General features: G+C 65.0%; 16 protein-coding genes. 9 read left to right on the forward strand and 7 right to left on the reverse strand.

Going from position 1 to position 17,210, the window contains the following annotated elements; translation table 11 throughout:
• The first annotated feature begins 71 nt into the window (after positions 1–71).
• Positions 72–863, forward strand: a complete 792-nt coding sequence (locus PMI04_RS06705; protein ID WP_007709836.1) for a MipA/OmpV family protein — start codon at positions 72–74, stop codon at positions 861–863.
• A gap of 13 nt (positions 864–876) precedes the next feature.
• Here PMI04_RS06705 and PMI04_RS06710 read toward each other — a convergent pair whose 3' ends face one another.
• On the reverse strand, positions 877–1,161 hold the full coding sequence (locus PMI04_RS06710; protein ID WP_007709839.1) for an RNA-binding S4 domain-containing protein: 285 nt from the start codon (positions 1,159–1,161) through the stop codon (positions 877–879).
• A gap of 19 nt (positions 1,162–1,180) precedes the next feature.
• Positions 1,181–4,120 carry a helicase-related protein gene (locus PMI04_RS06715; protein ID WP_037486435.1) on the reverse strand — a complete coding sequence of 980 codons (2,940 nt, stop codon included), beginning with the start codon at positions 4,118–4,120 and terminating at the stop codon, positions 1,181–1,183.
• 207 nt (positions 4,121–4,327) lie between these two features.
• On the opposite strand from PMI04_RS06715, the gene PMI04_RS06720 reads away from it, so the two are divergent.
• From PMI04_RS06720 to PMI04_RS06730, 3 genes are all read left to right on the forward strand, one after another.
• Complete coding sequence (locus PMI04_RS06720; RefSeq protein ID WP_007709844.1) at positions 4,328–5,896, forward strand: M23 family metallopeptidase; 1,569 nt, start codon at positions 4,328–4,330, stop codon at positions 5,894–5,896.
• 40 nt (positions 5,897–5,936) lie between these two features.
• A complete protein-coding gene (locus PMI04_RS06725) occupies positions 5,937–6,728 on the forward strand; it encodes a nucleotidyltransferase family protein (RefSeq protein WP_007709846.1) in 792 nt (263 codons plus the stop codon).
• Between the two features lie 108 nt (positions 6,729–6,836).
• Entirely contained in the window at positions 6,837–7,223 is a 387-nt protein-coding gene (locus tag PMI04_RS06730; protein WP_007709848.1) for a hypothetical protein, read from the forward strand.
• Between the two features lie 99 nt (positions 7,224–7,322).
• Here PMI04_RS06730 and PMI04_RS06735 read toward each other — a convergent pair whose 3' ends face one another.
• Positions 7,323–8,669, reverse strand: a complete 1,347-nt coding sequence (locus PMI04_RS06735) for a lipopolysaccharide biosynthesis protein (protein WP_007709850.1) — start codon at positions 8,667–8,669, stop codon at positions 7,323–7,325.
• Between the two features lie 126 nt (positions 8,670–8,795).
• Here PMI04_RS06735 and PMI04_RS06740 point away from each other — a divergent pair, with 126 nt between their 5' ends.
• The gene (locus PMI04_RS06740) at positions 8,796–9,566 is read left to right on the forward strand and encodes a phosphocholine cytidylyltransferase family protein (RefSeq protein ID WP_007709852.1); all 771 of its coding nucleotides are present in this window, start codon (positions 8,796–8,798) and stop codon (positions 9,564–9,566) included.
• Positions 9,567–9,570: 4 nt separating this feature from the next.
• Here PMI04_RS06740 and PMI04_RS06745 read toward each other — a convergent pair whose 3' ends face one another.
• On the reverse strand, positions 9,571–10,749 hold the full coding sequence (locus PMI04_RS06745) for a BamA/TamA family outer membrane protein (RefSeq protein WP_007709863.1): 1,179 nt from the start codon (positions 10,747–10,749) through the stop codon (positions 9,571–9,573).
• 160 nt (positions 10,750–10,909) lie between these two features.
• Here PMI04_RS06745 and PMI04_RS06750 point away from each other — a divergent pair, with 160 nt between their 5' ends.
• Positions 10,910–11,941, forward strand: a complete 1,032-nt coding sequence (locus tag PMI04_RS06750; RefSeq protein WP_238535918.1) for an outer membrane beta-barrel protein — start codon at positions 10,910–10,912, stop codon at positions 11,939–11,941.
• A 9-nt stretch (positions 11,942–11,950) separates the two neighbouring features.
• On the opposite strand, the gene PMI04_RS06755 is transcribed toward PMI04_RS06750, so the two are convergent.
• Genes PMI04_RS06755 through PMI04_RS06765 form a run of 3 tightly spaced genes read right to left on the reverse strand, consistent with a single transcriptional unit; the run spans position 11,951 to position 14,558 of the window.
• A complete protein-coding gene (locus PMI04_RS06755) occupies positions 11,951–12,382 on the reverse strand; it encodes an HIT family protein (RefSeq protein WP_007709868.1) in 432 nt (143 codons plus the stop codon).
• Positions 12,379–13,482 (reverse strand): CDP-alcohol phosphatidyltransferase family protein, encoded by a 1,104-nt coding sequence (locus tag PMI04_RS06760; RefSeq protein ID WP_007709872.1) that lies wholly within the window; start codon positions 13,480–13,482, stop codon positions 12,379–12,381. Before PMI04_RS06760 ends, PMI04_RS06755 begins: the two co-directional genes overlap by 4 nt.
• The gene (locus PMI04_RS06765; RefSeq protein ID WP_007709873.1) at positions 13,479–14,558 is read right to left on the reverse strand and encodes a hypothetical protein; all 1,080 of its coding nucleotides are present in this window, start codon (positions 14,556–14,558) and stop codon (positions 13,479–13,481) included. Before PMI04_RS06765 ends, PMI04_RS06760 begins: the two co-directional genes overlap by 4 nt.
• A gap of 277 nt (positions 14,559–14,835) precedes the next feature.
• Here PMI04_RS06765 and PMI04_RS06770 point away from each other — a divergent pair, with 277 nt between their 5' ends.
• Genes PMI04_RS06770 through zapE form a run of 3 tightly spaced genes read left to right on the forward strand, consistent with a single transcriptional unit; the run spans position 14,836 to position 17,196 of the window.
• Positions 14,836–15,624 carry a succinate dehydrogenase iron-sulfur subunit gene (locus PMI04_RS06770; protein ID WP_007709875.1) on the forward strand — a complete coding sequence of 263 codons (789 nt, stop codon included), beginning with the start codon at positions 14,836–14,838 and terminating at the stop codon, positions 15,622–15,624.
• Position 15,625: 1 nt separating this feature from the next.
• The gene (locus tag PMI04_RS06775) at positions 15,626–16,087 is read left to right on the forward strand and encodes a PaaI family thioesterase (protein ID WP_007709877.1); all 462 of its coding nucleotides are present in this window, start codon (positions 15,626–15,628) and stop codon (positions 16,085–16,087) included.
• Positions 16,084–17,196, forward strand: coding sequence for a cell division protein ZapE (gene zapE, locus PMI04_RS06780; RefSeq protein WP_007709879.1), 1,113 nt, complete (start codon positions 16,084–16,086; stop codon positions 17,194–17,196). Before PMI04_RS06775 ends, zapE begins: the two co-directional genes overlap by 4 nt.
• The last annotated feature ends 14 nt before the right edge of the window (positions 17,197–17,210 follow it).

The following is a 17,210-nucleotide window of genomic DNA, read 5'->3' on the forward strand; positions in this document are numbered from 1 at the left end:
CATGTGCGACTTAGGCGGGCGCGGCGGCAGTTTTCGCGGCACTATTCCTGCCGCGTCAGAAGGAACGCACAATGATATTGGGGATATGCAAGTGGAGTGCGGCGCCTTTCGCCGTCTGCATGATGGCCCAGATTGCGGTTGAGGCGCAGGATCTCAGCAGTTCGCGCCAGTCAGTGGGGCAGCCGAGCAAGGATCGCATCGTCATCGGCCTGGGCGCGGCAGTGACGCCGGTCTATCAGGGCGCCGATGATTATCGCGTGCTGCCGTTGCCCGCGATCGACATTGTCGAAGGGCGTTTCTTCGCCAATTTCCGCAACGGCGTCGGTCTCAATCTGGTCGATGACCGGGCGTTGACCATCGGCGCGGGCGTCACCCCTATGCCCGGCTATCGCCGGCGCGACGTTCCGACTGGTATCGACAGGCTGTCCTGGGGCGTGGGCGGGCGCGTGTTCGCCAATCTGACCGGCGGCGGCGTGGTGGCGACGCTGGGCGCGACCCAGGGCATTACCGGCAGCACCGGCGGCTTCATTGCCGATGCCAGCCTGTCCTATCCGATCATCCTCAATCCGAAGGTCATCATCACCCCCTCGATCGCCACCAGTTTTGCCGACGGCAAGCATATGGACGGCTATTTCGGGGTGAATGCGCGCGAGGCGGCGGCGTCCGGGCTGGATAGCTATCGCGGCAAGGCGGGGTTCAAGGATGTCTCGGCGCTGCTGAACATCGTCTATCGGCTCGACAGCCGGTGGAGCGTGACCGGATCGGTCGGGGCGACCAGCCTGCTCGGCCGGGTGAAGGACAGTCCGCTGGTCGAGCATGCGACGCGGCCGAACGGCTTTCTGGCGCTCGGCTACCGGTTTTGAACTAGCGGCGAGATCAGCCGCCGATCGTCAGTTCCTCATAACAGGCCTGCGCTTCGGGCGCGGGGCCGCGTCGGGCGGGCAATTGAACCACGCGGACGACGCGAACGCTGGTGGCGTGGGGGAAGGTGATGAGGTCGCCGACGCGCACGGGCGCATGGGATCGGTCGATGCGCCGGCCATTGAGGCGGATATGGCCGTCCTCGGCCAGCTTCTGCGCGGTCGATCGGCTTTTCGACAGGTGCGCGAACCACAGATATTTGTCGATGCGCAGGGACGGGCCGACGCCCGTCCCCGGCATTGTCACGGCCCCCTGCGGGTTAGCCATTGCGTCCCAGTAGATCGGCCAGGCCAGCAAAGGCGTGATTGCTGGTCGCGGCCTGATGGCTGGCGGGGGCGGAACGGGGCGCGCGGCCCTCGTCACGGTCGCCGCCCTTGCGCGGGCCGCGATCGCCCCCCCTGTTCCGGTTGTCGCCGCGATTGTCGCTTTTACCGGCAAACTTGCCCTCGGGGCGCTGCTGCTGGTCGCGGCGGGGACCGCGCGGGCCACGATCGCCCTGCGGGCGGCCCTTCTGCCGGCCCTTGAACACCCAGTTGGCGCCAGTGGCGGTCACGGGGGCTTCTGCCGGGGTTTCGGTTGCAACGTCGGCAGCCGTTTCGACCGGCGTCTCGGCACCGGCTTCCGCTGCTGCATCAGGCGCAGCGTCCGTTGCTTCCACCACAGGAGCGGCTTGCGCCGGAGCTTCAGCGACGGGCGCCGGGGTCGGCACCGGATCGATCGGACGGAAGCCGGCGGCGCGCATCAACTGCAGAAATGCCTCTTCGCACAGGCCCAGCGACACGATCTGCGGGCTGAGGGCGCTGAAGGGTTCATTCTTCGCGATCGTCTCATGCGCGGTGCGCGCCATGCGCTCGGCCATGTCGATGCGCAGCATCTGCGGGCCGAAGCTGCGGAAGCCGGCGATGCGGGCGCCCATTTCCTGGGGCTTGTCGCCGGTCGGGATCAGGGTCAGGCCTGGCTGGGGCAGCGGCAGGCAGGGCTTGCCGATGCGGGCGGCTTGCAGGGCCGCGCGCCAGCGCGCCGCGCCCGGCTTCAGCAGGCCGGGATGATAGAGGTCGAGCACGCCGATATCGATGCCGGCGCGGCGCAGCAGGTGGCGCTGGTCCTTGTCGAGATGGCCGAGCGCCGAATCAAGATCGAGCCGGGGGGCGACGCCGCCGGCATCGGCCAGTTGGGCGAAGACTGCGCGCACGACGGCAGGCACCGCCGGGTCAGCGGCGCTTTCGCTCATCTTGACCAGCGGCAGCAGATGCTTCTGCCTCTGCGCTTCGACCCAGGCCGAGAGGCGGGTGGTGACCTGCTTCTGAACATCCTGGCCCAGCGCGGCGAGCGCGCGATCGAGCCGGATTTCGGGCGCGAGCAAGCTCGGCCCGGCCAGCAGGGTGGCGACAGGGGTTCCCTGCCAGGCGATGCCCGGCGTCTGTCCCGCATCGTCCATGAGCGCGAAATCCGTATCCGCAGCGCTCATCAATTCGTCAGCCTTCACTCGTAATACCTTTCCAAGGCGCCTTTCCGCCGCCGCCAGCAACAGCTTTCTGTCCTGGAGTCGCGTAGCGGGATCGACTGAGAAACGAAATCCGTCAAGTCGCCCGATCATCTCACCATCGACGCAGACCGTCCCGTCCGAGTCGACCGTGACCGGCAGGTTGCTCGCATTCTGTCCGATATCCCTTAGCAGAACAGAGGTGCGTCGGTCCACGAAACGCTGCGTCAGGGCCGCGTGGAGGGCATCGGACAGCTTTTCCTCCAGCGCGCGGGTGCGTTCCGCCATCTCCACCGGATTGGCAAGCCAGTCGGGGCGATGGGCAATATAGGACCAGGTGCGCGCGGCGGCGATCCGGCCCGACAAGGTGTCGATGTCGCCCTGCACCGAATCGAGGCGGGCGATCTGCTGGGCGAACCAGTCGCGTGGAATATGACCGCCAAAGCCCGAGCCGTTGCCGGCGATGAAGCGCCAGATGCGCGCCACGGTGCGGGCATGATGCTCCGCGCCCAGCTTCTGGAAATCGGGCAGGCCACAGGCAGCCCAGAGCCGTTCGACATCGCGCTTGGAGCGGACGCGGGCCTGGACCTCGGGATCTTCCGCCATGCGGCGCAGCACGGCAAGGTCGACGGCTTGCGGCGCGGCGCGCAGTTCGGGACGATCGGGCCGCGCCTCCAGATCGATGATGAGGTGATCGATGCTGTCGGTGCGGGGCGCGCCGTCGCGCCAGAAAAGCTGGTCGACCGGGGGGAAGCGATGCGCCTCGATCGCCTCGATCTCCTCCGGCGTGAAGGCAGCGTCGCCATCCTCCGACCCCAGGCTGCCAAAGGTGCCGTCCTTGTGGTGGCGTCCGGCGCGGCCGGCGATCTGCGCCATTTCGGCCACCGTCAGGCGGCGGGAGCGGCGGCCGTCGAATTTGCGCAGCGAGGCAAAGGCGACATGGGCGACGTCGAGGTTGAGGCCCATGCCGATCGCGTCGGTGGCGACCAGATAGTCGACCTCGCCATTCAGGAACATCTGGACCTGGGCGTTGCGGGTGCGCGGCGACAGGGCGCCCATCACCACGGCCGCGCCGCCGCGGAAACGGCGCAGCATCTCCGCCACGGCATAGACTTCCTCGGCCGAGAAGGCGACGATCGCCGAGCGGCGGGGCAGGCGCGAGAGCTTCTTGGCGCCGGCATAGGACAGGGTGGAAAAGCGGGGGCGGCCGATGATCTCGATATCGGGGACCAGGCTCTTGACCGTGCGGGCGATGCTGGCCGACCCCAGGATCATCGTCTCCTCGCGGCCACGGGCGCGTAAAATCCGGTCGGTGAAGATATGGCCGCGCTCGGGATCTGCGCCCAGCTGTGCCTCGTCCAGCGCGACGAAGGCGAAATCGCTGAGGCCGCCGGTCATCGCCGCCGTCTCGCGCCCGGCGTTTCTTGTGTCGGCTCCGGCCTGTCGGCCTACGCCGCTGATGGGCATGGATTCGGCGGTGCACAGGAAATAGCGCGCGCCCGGCGGCACGATCTTTTCCTCGCCGGTGATCAGGGCCACCTGGTTCGCGCCCTTGATCGCGACGACACGATCATAGACCTCGCGCGCCAGCAAGCGCAGCGGAAAGCCCATCATGCCGCTCGAATGGCCGCACATGCGCTCGACGGCGAGATGGGTCTTGCCGGTATTGGTGGGACCCAGCACGGCGGTGACGGGCGAACGGGCGAACTGGGCCATGATGGGGCCTATGTCGTGCAGGATGGCGGGCAGGGCAAGGACTTTGCGCATTTGTACTGCAGTTCCATCGGTTCATGGGAATCCGTCGGTGTCGCGGCACGTTTCGTCGCACCGGTTTCCGTCATGCAGCCGTCTTAAATTGACTTTAACCTTGGGCATTCACAACAGTGGCATCCGACGCATGGGCGTGGGGCCGTTGCGTGTGCAATGAAGAATGAATGCCCCGGGGGGTCGCCGGTTTTGTTTCAGGATAGTCAGTCTGGATTCCAGCAGGGCGGTGCATCCGTTTCCCTGTGGCTTGCGGATTCGCTGCATCCCGCCCGTGCAACGGAGCATCGCGACTGGCGCGGCCGCGTGCGCGACTGGGCCGAGGACGTCAACCTGGTCCCGGACCTTGGTCAGAATGTCGGCAGCCTCACCTGGTTTCGCGGTCTTGCCACTTGTTTCGGCCTGTGCGCCACCGCCCTCTATCTCTCGCCCGGCTTCCAGCCGGTGCCGGGCGCACCCGAACCCTTGCTGGCACCCGCCCAATATGACGAGGTGCGCAGCCAGATGATCACGCCGCTGGCGTTGGGCGCGGACAGTGGTCGGCGCATGGGCGCGACGGATGCCGTGCAACCGCTCAAGGAAACGCCCGAGCGACCGCAGATCGAACTCAATGCCCAGATCGGCAGCAGTGACACGCTCTCCCGGGCCTTGTCGCGCGCCGGGGTAAGCAGCGGAGACGTCGCCACCGTGACCAGCATGGTCGCCGGCGACATCGGCACGGGCGTGAAGCCGGGCACCCGGCTCGACATCATTCTGGGTCGGCGTGCCAGCCGCGTGTCGCCCCGGCCGCTCGACAAGCTGGCATTCCGGGCACGGCTCGACCTGGCGGTCGAATTCAACCGGGTCGGCGGCGTGCTGCAAGTGACGCGCATGCCCATTCATGTCGACAATACGCCGCTGCGCATTCAGGGCGTGGTCGGTGACAGCATCTATCGTTCGGCCCGCGCGGCCGGAACCCCGCCCAAGGCCGTGCAGGCCTTCCTGCGCGTGATCGCCCAGCAGGTCGATCTCGGCTCGATCGGCGCCGGCGATCGCTACGACATCATCACCGAATATCGCCGCGCCGAAACCGGCGATGTCGAGGTCGGCGACCTTCTCTATGCCGGTTTCCGCCGGGCCAGCGGCAGGGCGGTCGACATGCTGAAATGGACCAGCGACGGCCGCACCGAATGGTTCGAGGCATCGGGCGTCGGTGAAAAGCGCGGCGTTCTGGGTGCACCGGTCGATGGCGGGCGGATGACGTCCAATTTCGGCATGCGGCGCCATCCGATCCTGGGTTATACGCGCATGCACGCCGGCATCGACTTTGCGGCGCGCTACGGTTCGCCCATCTATGCGGTGACAGACGGCGTTGTTGCCTTTGCCGGCCGGCATGGTGGTCATGGCAATTATGTCCGCATCCAGCATGGCGGCGGGCTTGCCACCGGCTATGCCCATATGAGCCGCATCGCCGCAGTGCCGGGCCAGCGGGTGCGGCGCGGGCAGGTGATCGGCTATGTCGGCTCCAGCGGCCTGTCGACCGGCCCGCATCTCCATTATGAGCTGTATCGCAATGGCCAGGTCATCAATCCGCTGTCGGTGAAGTTCACCACCACGGCACAGCTGACCGGCAGCGATCTTGTCGCCTTCCGCGCGCGGCTGGCCCAACTCAAGGCGCTGCGCGTGGGGATGCCGGTCAGCGTGGCGCAGGCCGCCCCGACGGCGGCGCCGACCATGATCGGCAAATAAGCGACTTTGCCTGCCTTCCCCGCTCGGCTAACGAGCGCGGATGACCATGTCCCAAACCGCTCCCGTCACCGCCATCCTGCTTGCCGGTGCGCGGCCGATCGCCGATCCGTTGGCCATTGCGGCCGGGGTGCCGGTCAAGCCGCTGGTGCCGGTCGCGGGCGAACCGATGATCAATCGACCGGCGCGCGCATTGCTGGCCCATCCGGCGATCGGGCAGGTGGTCGTACTGACCCAGAATCCGGAATATTTCGCGGCGGATCCCGCTACTGCCTGGATGGCCAGCGAGCCGCGTGTGCGGTTTGAGCGCGGTGGCAAGGGCATTGCCACCTCTCTGCTGCAACTGATGGAGACGGCGGATCTGCCTTTCCCATTGCTGATGACGACCGCCGACCATGTGCTGCTCGACGCGCCGATGCTCGACCAGTTTGTGGCCGAGGCCGATGGCGCGGACATCGCCGTCGCCCTGGTCGAGCGGGTGACCTTGCTGGCGCGCTATCCGCAGTCACGCCGCACCTGGCTCAAGTTTCGCGACGGCTGGTGGTCGGGTGCCAACATCTTCTGGTTCGGCAGTGCGAAGGCGCGCCCGGTGATCGCGCTGTGGCAGGATATCGAGCAGGATCGCAAGAAGGGATGGAAAATCCTGTCCGCTTTCGGTCCCCTGGCACTGATAGGTGCGCTGCTGCGCATCCTGACGTTGCGCGGCGGCATCGCCCGCATCGGCCGCCGCTTCGGCCTCACCGCCCGGCTGGTGGCCATGGACCAGGCGGAAGCGTGCATTGATGCCGACAAGCCTGACGATATCGTGCTGATCGAAACGATCCTGCGACGCTGACTGGTCGCACGCGGCAGCATTGTTGACTCCCTTTTTCGGGGTTTTCCCCGATGCCGGCGGTGAAGCGTGGTTGCTAGACCATGGCGGACCCAGTCGAAAGGGACTCTCATGCGCCGCATCCTCGCCCTGACCGCCGCCCCGATCCTTGCCCTCGCGCTCATGGCGCAGGCTAGCCCCGATGCGGCCGCGCCGCCAGCCCCGGCCGCTCCTGCGACGCCGCCGGCCCCGACGCCGGTCACCCCGGTCAGCAATGATGCACGCGACGTGTCCGTCGCCGCCTGCCTGAACGAGGCGAAGGCGCAGGGCGCAAAGAAGGGCGTTGTCGACGTCACTCTGCGCGAGGTTGAAGACACCGACAAGAAGAGCGACAGCCGGGGCGCCGTGCGTGCGCTGGTCAATGTCGTGATCGAGAAGGACGGCAAGCAGAAGACGGTCAAGAAGACCTTCAAGTGCAATACCCAGAACGGGGTCGTCACATCGTTCAAATATTATTGAATCCCTTGCCCTAGCCCGGCCCGGCCATGCCGGGGTGGGCGCGGCATCGGCCCGTCTCTCCTCTCCCCCCTCGACCAGGAGAGCCGGGCCGGTGCCGCTTCAGTCGGCCTGCGGCGCCGGCGTGACGGGATCGCGCAAGGCCAGAGCGCGTCGCGTGGCAAGGCCCATCATCAGGAATCCGGCGATCGATGAAACGATATTGGCGATCGCCGCACCGATCGTGCCGTTGATAGGCAGCAGCACCGCCTGCATGCCCAGCAGCAGCAGGGTTGCGGCAAAGGTGATGCGCAGCGACAGGCCGGCCCGGTCGGTGGCCATCAGCAGCGGGCGGTAACCCACGCCGACCAGGTCGATGCAGGCCGAAACCCCGAGCAGCAGCAGCAGCGGATAGGCGGGCAGGAATTCCTTGCCCGCGACCAGGGCCAGCAACGGATGGCCGATCGTCAGGATGAGGGCGATGATGATGGCGCCCGCAATCAGCGCCAGCCGGTTGGTGCGGCGGAACAGGGCACGCAGCGCGTCGATGCCATGACTCGACTGGGTGCGCGACAGTTCGACGAAGATGCTGCGCGAGAGCAGGCTGGAAATCTTGGTCAGCGACTGGGCCAGCTGGTTGGCGAGGCGATAGAGGCCGGCGCCGACTGGGCCGACGAACAGGCCGACCACCAGGACCGCGACCTGCTGGCCCATGGCGGACAGGCTGGTCTGCAGGTTGGTGGCGGTCAGGAAGCCGATGATGCCGGGATTTTCCGTGCGTGCGTCCAGCGCCCGACCGGCGGTCCAGCTGCCCAGCCGGCCGCGCCCTTCGCGCAGGGCCAGGTACCAATAGGCGGCGGCGCATAGCAGCTCCGCGCCGCCCCAGGCGATCAGGAAACCGGTAATGTCCGGCATCACCGTCAGCGCGATGGCCGCGCCGATCATCCGCCCGACCGGGATCATGGTCTCTGCGACGGCGGCCGAATCGAACCGGTCGAACAGGCGCAATATGCCGGTGGGGGAAGAGCGGATGGTGATCATCATCACCATGCAGAACAGCCAGGCCTGCAGCCCCATGCCCGGTCCCAGTTCCAGTTGGCCGGCAAAGGCGACGATGATGGCCGCCGCGATCAGGCCGCCGGCCAGCGCGGAAGCAAGGTCGATCAGGATGCAGAAGCGCAGCACGCGGTTGAGCGCGTCATGCCTGCCGTCGGCCAGATGCGGCTGGCCATAGCGCACGACGATCTGCCAGCTGTCGAAGGATACCAGCGTCTTGATCACATTGGCGGCGCTCAGCACCAGCGCGAAGCGGCCGAAATCGGCGACGCCCAGCGTCCGGGTGACGATGGCGAGATAGGCGAGACTCAGCACCGCGCCCACGCCCTTGCCGCCCAGCAACCAGCCGGTATTGGCCAGGATGCGGGCAAAGCCGTCCTGTGCGCTGCTGCCTTTTGCGCGCTTGAACTTCACGGAATCAGAGGCCTTTCGCGTGGGACGCCCGATGTTTCTGGCGCGCGTCTATCTAGGGAGGCAGGCGGCGCAGCGCAAATGCGTCCTTGTCTTCCCTGCAAGGGAAAATCGCTCTAAAGCCGGGCCATGAGCATCACCAAAGCCATCATCCTTTCCGCCGGCCAGGGGTCGCGCCTGTTGCCGCTGACCCGCGACGTGCCCAAATGCATGATCGACTTCAATGGTCGTACCCTGATCAGCTGGCAGATCGCGGCGCTGGTCGCCAATGGCATCACCGACATCGTCGTCGTCACCGGCTTTCGCACCGAGCGGGTCGAGGATCATGCGCTGCAGCTTTATCGCGAGACCGGCGCGCGCATTCGCACCCTGTTCAATCCCTTCTTCCAGGTTGCCGACAATCTGGGCAGTTGCTGGATCGCGCGGGAAGAGATGGATCAGGACTTCATCATCCTGAACGGCGACACCATCATATCGGACGAGATCGTCGCCCGGCTGGTCGCGGGCGCGAAGGACGCGATCACCGTCACCGTCGATGTGAAGCCCGATGGCGACTATGACGATGACGACATGAAGGTGAACCGGGACGAGACGGGGCGCCTGCACCATATCGGCAAGCGGCTGCTGCCGCCCGACACCAATGCCGAATCGATCGGCATGCTGGCGTTCGTGGGTGAAGGGCCGGCGATCTTCCGCAACCAGGTCGACCAGATGATGCGCACGCCCGAAGGCGTGCAGCGTTGGTATCTGCGCGCGATCGACATCATCGCCAAGGGCAACCGGGTCGGCACCGTGTCGATCGAGGGGCTGGAATGGCAGGAAGTCGATTTCCCGCAGGATGTCGATGCGGCCAATGCGCTCACCGAGAAATGGGTAGCCGAGGGACGGTACGGGGCGTGAAACTCTAAAAGGCCTCGCCAATCCCGAAATAGAAGGCGGCGCCGTCCTTGCCCCAGGCAATGTCGGCGCGCAGGTTCACGTTCGCGCTTTTCGAGGCGAGATAGCGGATACCGAAACCGCCCGACCCCAGTACCGTGCTGTGCTTGAGGATCGCGCTGGTATCTTCGGCGATGCCGCCGACGCCGCCGAAGCCGACGATGCCAAAGCGACCGAAGAGATGCTGGCGGATTTCCGCCTGCAGCGCCCAACTGGCACCGTCGCGATAACGGCCGGCCTCATAGCCGCGCAGGTCGCCTTGCTGGCCGAACAGGCACAGGTCGTAATAGGGGGCATTGTCCGACACGCCGCATAGCTGCTTGCGCACGCCCAGCACCGTGGTCTTGCTGAGTGGGAAATAGGCATTGGCGGCGAAACTCAGCTTGTGATGCTCGAAATCGCTGCCCAGCCAATCGGCGCCATAGAGCATGGATCCGGTGACATAGACGCCTTTGCGCGGGGCGGTGCTGTTGTCGCGGCTGTCGAAGGTGAAGGCCGGGCCGATCATTGATATCTTGCTGTCGCGCTCGATTTCGGGCGGGGTGAAGTCCGGCCGGTTGGGCAAGGGGATGGATGTGGTCGAATTGAGATCGAGATAATAGATGCGCCCGCCCAGATAGAGGTGGCGCAGGAAGCCCTTGGTGAAGAATTTATATTCGACATCGCTGATGCCGATCAGCGCCTTGTCTTTGAGCTTGATTGACACGCCCGCGCTGCCGGCATCCGGACCGATGCCGTAGAAGTCGAGATTGGCAATGCCATAGCCGGCAAAGGCCATGACGCGGAGCCGGTCCTTGGCCGCTGACATGCTGTGGAAGGCGCCGACCCCCCAGCTATCTGTACTGGTATAGCCGCCGCCAACGCCGCTGATCCAGGGCTGGGATGACCCATTGGGATTGTAGAACATCACGGCGGCGGCAGCCAGGCCGGTGCCGAAGGCGGGGTTGGACATCGGGATGGGGGTGATCACTAGGTCGGGCTTGGTGCTGGGCGGCTGGCTCGGGGCGGTGGCATCGGGCGCGCCATTGTCCGGCCGGATTGTCTGCGCCTGATCGGCAATATCCTTCACCGGTGCATTCTGGGCAGCGGCGGATATGGTCCATGGCAGACAGGCCAGCAGGGCCAGGCCGAACAGCGCTTGTCTCACGCGGCAATCTCCCTCTGGCACACGTCATCAGTCTAGCCGGATTGGCGCGGGCGCCTATCGGGGGAAATGGGCAATTACAGGCAGGAAATTACCCAGAAGCCAGGCGCCCGTTATTGCGGCATAGATTGCGCGCAAACCCGATGCCCAGGGGGCAGGGAGGATGGCGCCAGGGATGCAGGATATGGTGTCGATGTGGCTGGCTATGCTGGCAGGCGCAGGCTGTGCCGTACCGGCGGTGGCGCAGGAGGAGGCATCTGTCACCAATGCTGCACCCGGCGCGATTGCCACTGTTGCGGAGGCTGGCGGGACCGTGGAGCCGACCGTGCCCGAGGATGCCCGGTCCGACCGTGCGGGGCCGTCGCCCCATTATCCGATCCTGCCCATCGGCGCGAAGCAGGCCATCGAGCGCGGTTATCATATCCAGCGTGCGCTGGGCGGCAGCGCCATGTTCATCCATAATGTCCAGAACATGAAGAGCGACAGCCTGGCCGTCGCCTTCGCCAAGGGGCAGAATCCGCCCGAGGACGCCACGCTGACGCCCGTGCCCTTCGTCACCACGACAGAGCTGGAAAGTCACACCACCAACAGCGAGTTCAAGGCGGACGTCTGGCTGTTCCCCTTCCTCAACCTGTTTGCTGGGATCGGCAAGGTGAAGGGGCATATCAATATCGGCGTCGACATCGATCTGGACGCCTTCATCCCGCCGCCTTTCTGCCGACCGGCCAAGCCCTGCGGTCATGTCGACCTGCCCTTTACCGGCCATGTCGATAATGTCGCCACGACGCTGGGCGGCATTTTGGGCTATGGCAATAATGACTGGTTCGTGGCGTTGTCGGTCGCCAAGACGCTGAGCGTGTCGAACAAGGACCGGTCGAACCTCAGGACCACCGACATGGCGCTGCGCGCCGGACCGCGTTTCGCCCTGGGTAGGGAGACGATCCTCAGCCCCTATGTCGGCGCCAATTATTTCGACATGCACGCGACCGTTGCCGGGACGGTGCAGAGCGGGCCGGTGTTCGACGATGGCGACAGCATCAACCTGCGCTACAGCGTCGATCTCAAGAGCAGCCATCCCTGGGCGGGGATCGCCGGGTTCAACCTGGAATTGTCACGCCACTGGGGATTGCAGGCGGAATATAATCGCGGCGCTCAGTCCGATCGCGTCGTGCTAAGCGCCACTTTTCGGCCCTGACGCGTCAGCTCAGTTTGCGAAATAGCCCTTCAACCAATCACGCAGCACCGTGTCACTTTCGCTGTCAATCTTGACCGCTGTGCCAAGGTCGGGCTGGCCCGGCCAGCCTGCGTCGGCGATGGTGAGGCCCGCCGCGCTGCGTTCCCCCTCATAGCGGGGGATGACATGGAAATGGACATGCGGGTCGACCATCATCAGCATCAGATAGTTGATCTTGGCATAGCCGACCGCGCCGGTCAGCGCCGCCTCGATCGCGGCGGTGACGGTCTTGAGCTCGGCATGGGCCGCGCCGGGCAGGTCGCCGAATGCGGTCGCGTCACTCTTCGCCGCCAGCACCAGCGATCCCAGCGTCGGCTGAGCCGGGCGCAGCAGCACGACCCAATGGTCGAACTCCGCGATCAGCGTCGCGGGCCAGCCGAATTTTTCGATGGTGGCGTTCATGCCGCCGCCTCGGCTTCATCCATCCAGCTGACGATCGGCTGGCCCGAACGATGGACGATATAGGCCTGGCCCAGGCGCACGGCATGGACGACCAGCGAGAGGATCGTCCACCAGGCGAGCGCGATCAGGCCGATGTCGGGCCGGCCGAACAGCAGCGAGACGAACAGGATCACCATGTTCGGGTTGCGGCGCGCGGTGATCAGGCGGAACTGGCTGTCGAACCGCCGCCAGACATGGATGTCCATCTTGAAGTCCTTGAGGAACATCCCCTCGATCAGGCGCTGGAGGATATAGCCCGCGATCACGGCGGTCATGATGAAGGTGAAGGTGCCGGCCGACAGGCCAAGGCCCCAATAGACGAGGCCCGTACCCCAGAAATACCACCAGAATGGCGGGTGGACCAGATCGACGCCATGGTCGATCACATTGCCCCATTTGGACGATGTGATGGTGCAACGGGCCAGCTTGCCGTCCACGGTGTCCAGCACCATGAAGATGAAGCCGCACAGGAAGCCGGTCCAGAACATGCCCTTGGCGAACAGGAAGGTGGCGACCAGGCACAGGGTCACGCCGATCACCGACACCATGTTCGGCGTCATCCGCAACTGCGCGGCGAGTCGCGTCAGGATCAGCGCCAGTTCGGGCCAGAGATATTTGGTGAGCAGGTCGGTAACGCCCTTATAGGCGCCGAAATAGCTTTGCCGCTCGATCGCCTTGCGGGTCTGGGGCACCAGTTCGCGCACCATCGGCTGTTCCAGCTTGCGCAGCTGGCGATTGTAGAGCTTGCGCCCGTCCGACAGGTCGATGAGGCCGCTGGCCTGCATCGGGTCGCTGCCCGCCGGCACCTGGCCGACGATCGGCTGGCCGGCCCAGGCGAAGACCGTCCCGGGCGTTTCCAGCACCAGCCGCAACAGCAGTGGGTCGAACGCATAGGTCAGATTGAAGACCAGTTCATGGCCCGGCGCCAATGTGCTGCCATTCTTGGCCGCGCTTTCGGCCATGCGGCGGTTGCGCTCGGCATTGGACATGCCCCAGATCGGGGTCGCATTGTCGCCAAGCAGGCGGACGGGGCCGAGGGTGGTGCTGATCATCTGCATCATGCCTGTGCCTTCTGCGCAAAATCGAGGATGAGGGCGGCCTGCCGCTGCGAGGCGGGGACCGGGGAGAGATCGATACTATCCTGCATTGCCGCTTCCTGAGCAGCAACGAAGCCCGGTTGCAAGTCCGCCGCCCGATCGAGTGCGCCTTGCAGCGCGTCCATGCTGTCGATCACCTGGCCAAGGCGCCAATGGGCGAAGGCCTGGTCGTCGGGCCAGTCATGATGGTCGAGGTTGAGGAAGATGCAGGGGCGGGGGGTGAGCAGATACTCATAGACCTGACTCGACACATCGCCCAGATAGGCGTCCGCGCTAGTGGTATAGCTCATGTCGATCGACCGCCGGCTGCCCATGTCGATCCGGATATGCGGGCTGTCGCTGTGGATCGGCGGTACGTGGCGGGCCATTTTTACATGCGGTGCGATGATCACGTTCCAGCCCTGCAACGCTTCGAGCGCCGCCAATATTGCAGGACCATGGTTGATCCAGGACGAAAGGTCCGGATCGAAATGCGGATTGTAGAGCAGCACCGGCTTGTCGTCGTCGAACTGGGGGCGACGCGGCGCGCGCAGCTCGAACTTGGCATAGCCGCCGACGATGCAGGTCTTTTCGGTGCACAGGCCATATTCGATCATGCGCCGGCGATCCTTCTCGCCCGCGACGATGGTCAGGTCGAAATCGGCATGGCGCTGCTTATAGCCGCCGGCCCGGTCGCCTGCGCCATGCTTGATAAGGATGAGGCGGGTCGCAAAGCCGGGCACGCGCTTAAGCCAGGCGCTGGTGATCTCGGTCGTCACCAGCGTCGGGAAGCGGGCGATGGTCCGATAGTTGAGCAGCAGGGTGGCGAAGCGGGACGGCAGGCGGAACAGGCTGTCGGGCCTCGTTGACGGACGCCGCAATGGAATCAGGTCCAGCCGGTCGTCGCGATCATAGCTGGCGACGAGGTCGAGGATCAGCCGTGAGGGGGAAAGTATATGAACGCGCACATCCGGTCGCGCCGCCAGCTCGAGCGCGGCCGGCAGCCAATGATAGACCTGCTGTGCTTCGGCGATGGCAAGAAAGGCGATGTCGATCGACAATGAAGGCGGTCCCCACAGATATTCGCCGCCGCTGGGGCATAACCGGAATTTGCTTCTACTCTGCCGGCCCGCGCAAGGCGAGAGGCGAGAGGCCGTTTCGCTCTAGCGCCACTGGCGGCGGACGCAAGCCGAAGCCCTTCGTCGGCAATGATTATTTGCAAGCCATTTGCAACAAGCGCCGCTGGGGCAGAAACATGGTCTCAGTGCTGGACCTTTGCAGATTTTTCGTTATGCGGACCCCCAACTGATAGACATCGACGAAGAGGCGCGACGAGCGATGGCCGAATTTGCTTTGCCCAAGAACAGCAAGATCAGCGGCAAGGGCGTGACCCACAAGGCGCCCGAGGGTGCGACCAATGTCCGCAGCTTCAAGGTCTATCGCTATGATCCGGATTCGGGTCAGAACCCGCGATATGACACGTTCCAGATCGACCTCGACAATTGCGGTCCGATGGTTCTGGACGCGCTGCTGAAGATCAAGAATGAATATGATCCGACGCTGACCTTCCGTCGTTCCTGCCGCGAGGGCATTTGCGGCAGCTGCTCGATGAACATGAACGGCCGCAACGGCCTTGCCTGCACCACCGCGATCGACGAGTGCGCAGGCAAGGAAGTGCAGATCACGCCGCTGCCGCACATGGACGTCATCAAGGATCTGGTGCCCGACTTCACCCATTTCTACGCGCAGTACAACAGCATCAAGCCCTGGCTGCAAACCGTCAGCCCGGCGCCGAGCGGCAAGGAGCGGCTGCAGTCGCCCGCGGACCGCGAGAAGCTGGATGGCCTGTACGAGTGCATCCTGTGCGCCTGCTGCTCGACCAGCTGCCCCAGCTATTGGTGGAACAGCGACAAGTTCCTGGGGCCGGCGATCCTGCTGCAGGCCTATCGCTGGCTGGCTGACAGCCGTGACGAATTTACCGGCGATCGTCTGGATGATCTGGAAGATCCCTTCCGTCTCTATCGCTGCCACACCATCATGAACTGCGCCAACGTCTGTCCCAAGGGGCTGAGCCCGGCCAAGGCGATTGCCGAGACCAAGAAGATGATGGTCGAACGGCAGCTGTAAGTTGACGAGCGACGGCGTTGCGGGCGGGAAGCCGCTGAACGAAGGGAAATGGTCGGGCTGGGTTGCCTGGCACGATCCGCATCCCGACACCTTCCTGCAGGCGATCGGCCGCGGTTACATGCGCGGGTTGGGCGAGAAGAAGGCGCATGTCGCGCTGGAAACCCGCACCAGCCACCGCAACCGGCTGGATACGCTGCATGGCGGCTTTCTCGCCGCCTTTGCCGATCATGCCTATTTTGGCGGCCTGTGGGCGATGGGTTATCGCGATCAGGTGAACGGCGTGACCATCGACCTGTCGATGCAGTATCTGGGTGCTGGCAAGGTCGGTCCCGACCTGCTGGCCGAGGTTGAGCTGTTGCGCGAGACCGGACGCCTCATGTTCCTGCGCATGCTGATCACCCAGGAGGGCGAGCCGGTGGCTGCGTCCACGGCCACCCTGCGCAAGGCGCCGAAGGTCAAGTGACCGGCGTCATCGCCCGTTATGACGCGCTGGTCGCGGCCGGTGAACTCAGACCGGACCCGGACCAGCGGGCCGCGGCGGTACGACTCAATGGGTTGCAGCAGGAGCTGGAGGCTACTCCGGCGCGTGGTTCGACATTGTGGAAGCTGTTGCGCAAGCCGCCCGAGCCACCGCGCGGCCTCTATATGTGGGGCGGGGTCGGGCGCGGCAAGTCGATGCTGATGGACCTGTTCTTCGACACGGTTCATGTCCAGCGCAAGAAGCGCGCCCACTTCCATGAATTCATGCTCGATGTGCATGCCCGGCTGGCGCAGGCGCGCAAGTCGGAGACGGGTGATCCGATCCCGCCGGTGGTGGAGTCGCTGGCGGACGAGGCGCGGCTGCTGTGTTTCGACGAGATGGTCGTCAACAATATGGCCGACGCGGCGATCATGTCGCGGCTGTTCACCGGTTTGCTGGAAAAGCGGGTGACGATCGTCACGACGTCGAATCGCGCGCCGGACGAACTCTACAAGAATGGCCTTAACCGCCAGCTCTTCCTGCCCTTCATCGACCTGATCAAGGCGAAGCTGGACGTGATGACGCTGAACGGTCCGGTTGATTATCGCCGGGATCGCCTCGGCGACTCGAAATTGTGGCACGTACCTAATGGACCGGAAGCGACCCGGGCGCTGTCCGAGGCCTTTTTCCGCCTGACCGACTTTTCGGTCGAGGATCGGGCCAAGGTGCCGTCGGAGGAGATCGTCGTCCAGGGCGGGCGCACCATGCACGTGCCCAAGAGCCTGAAGGGCGTTGCCGTCTTCTCGTTCAAGCGGCTGTGCGTCGAGGCGCGCGGCGCGCCGGACTATCTGGCGATCGCGCGCAAATATCATACGGTCATCATCGTCGGCATTCCGGTGCTGGGGCCGGAGAAGCGCAACGAGGCGGCGCGCTTCGTCACGCTGATCGACTCGCTCTACGAATATAAGGTCAAATTGCTCGCTTCGGCCGATGCCGAACCGATGCGACTCTACCCGGAAGGCGATGGGGCGTTCGAGTTCGAGCGCACCGTGTCCCGCCTGATGGAAATGCAGTCGGACGATTATCTGGCGCTGGGCCACGGCCCAAAATAAGCGCGGTGCATTCC

It is taken from the genome of Sphingobium sp. AP49 (assembly GCF_000281715.2).
Taxonomy (GTDB): Bacteria; Pseudomonadota; Alphaproteobacteria; order Sphingomonadales; family Sphingomonadaceae; genus Sphingobium.

Bases quoted from the DNA above. Each gene is read 5' to 3' on its own strand.
- PMI04_RS06770 (WP_007709875.1), top strand. From the start codon at position 14,836: ATGGCCGAATTTGCTTTGCCCAAGAACAGCAAGATCAGCGGCAAGGGC.
- PMI04_RS06740 (WP_007709852.1), top strand. From the start codon at position 8,796: ATGAGCATCACCAAAGCCATCATCCTTTCCGCCGGCCAGGGGTCGCGC.
- PMI04_RS06750 (WP_238535918.1), top strand. From the start codon at position 10,910: ATGGCGCCAGGGATGCAGGATATGGTGTCGATGTGGCTGGCTATGCTG.
- PMI04_RS06710 (WP_007709839.1), bottom strand. From the start codon at position 1,161: ATGCCGGGGACGGGCGTCGGCCCGTCCCTGCGCATCGACAAATATCTG.
- PMI04_RS06730 (WP_007709848.1), top strand. From the start codon at position 6,837: ATGCGCCGCATCCTCGCCCTGACCGCCGCCCCGATCCTTGCCCTCGCG.
- PMI04_RS06755 (WP_007709868.1), bottom strand. From the start codon at position 12,382: ATGAACGCCACCATCGAAAAATTCGGCTGGCCCGCGACGCTGATCGCG.
- PMI04_RS06760 (WP_007709872.1), bottom strand. From the start codon at position 13,482: ATGATGCAGATGATCAGCACCACCCTCGGCCCCGTCCGCCTGCTTGGC.
- PMI04_RS06705 (WP_007709836.1), top strand. From the start codon at position 72: ATGATATTGGGGATATGCAAGTGGAGTGCGGCGCCTTTCGCCGTCTGC.
- PMI04_RS06725 (WP_007709846.1), top strand. From the start codon at position 5,937: ATGACCATGTCCCAAACCGCTCCCGTCACCGCCATCCTGCTTGCCGGT.
- PMI04_RS06720 (WP_007709844.1), top strand. From the start codon at position 4,328: ATGAAGAATGAATGCCCCGGGGGGTCGCCGGTTTTGTTTCAGGATAGT.
- PMI04_RS06715 (WP_037486435.1), bottom strand. From the start codon at position 4,120: ATGGCCCAGTTCGCCCGTTCGCCCGTCACCGCCGTGCTGGGTCCCACC.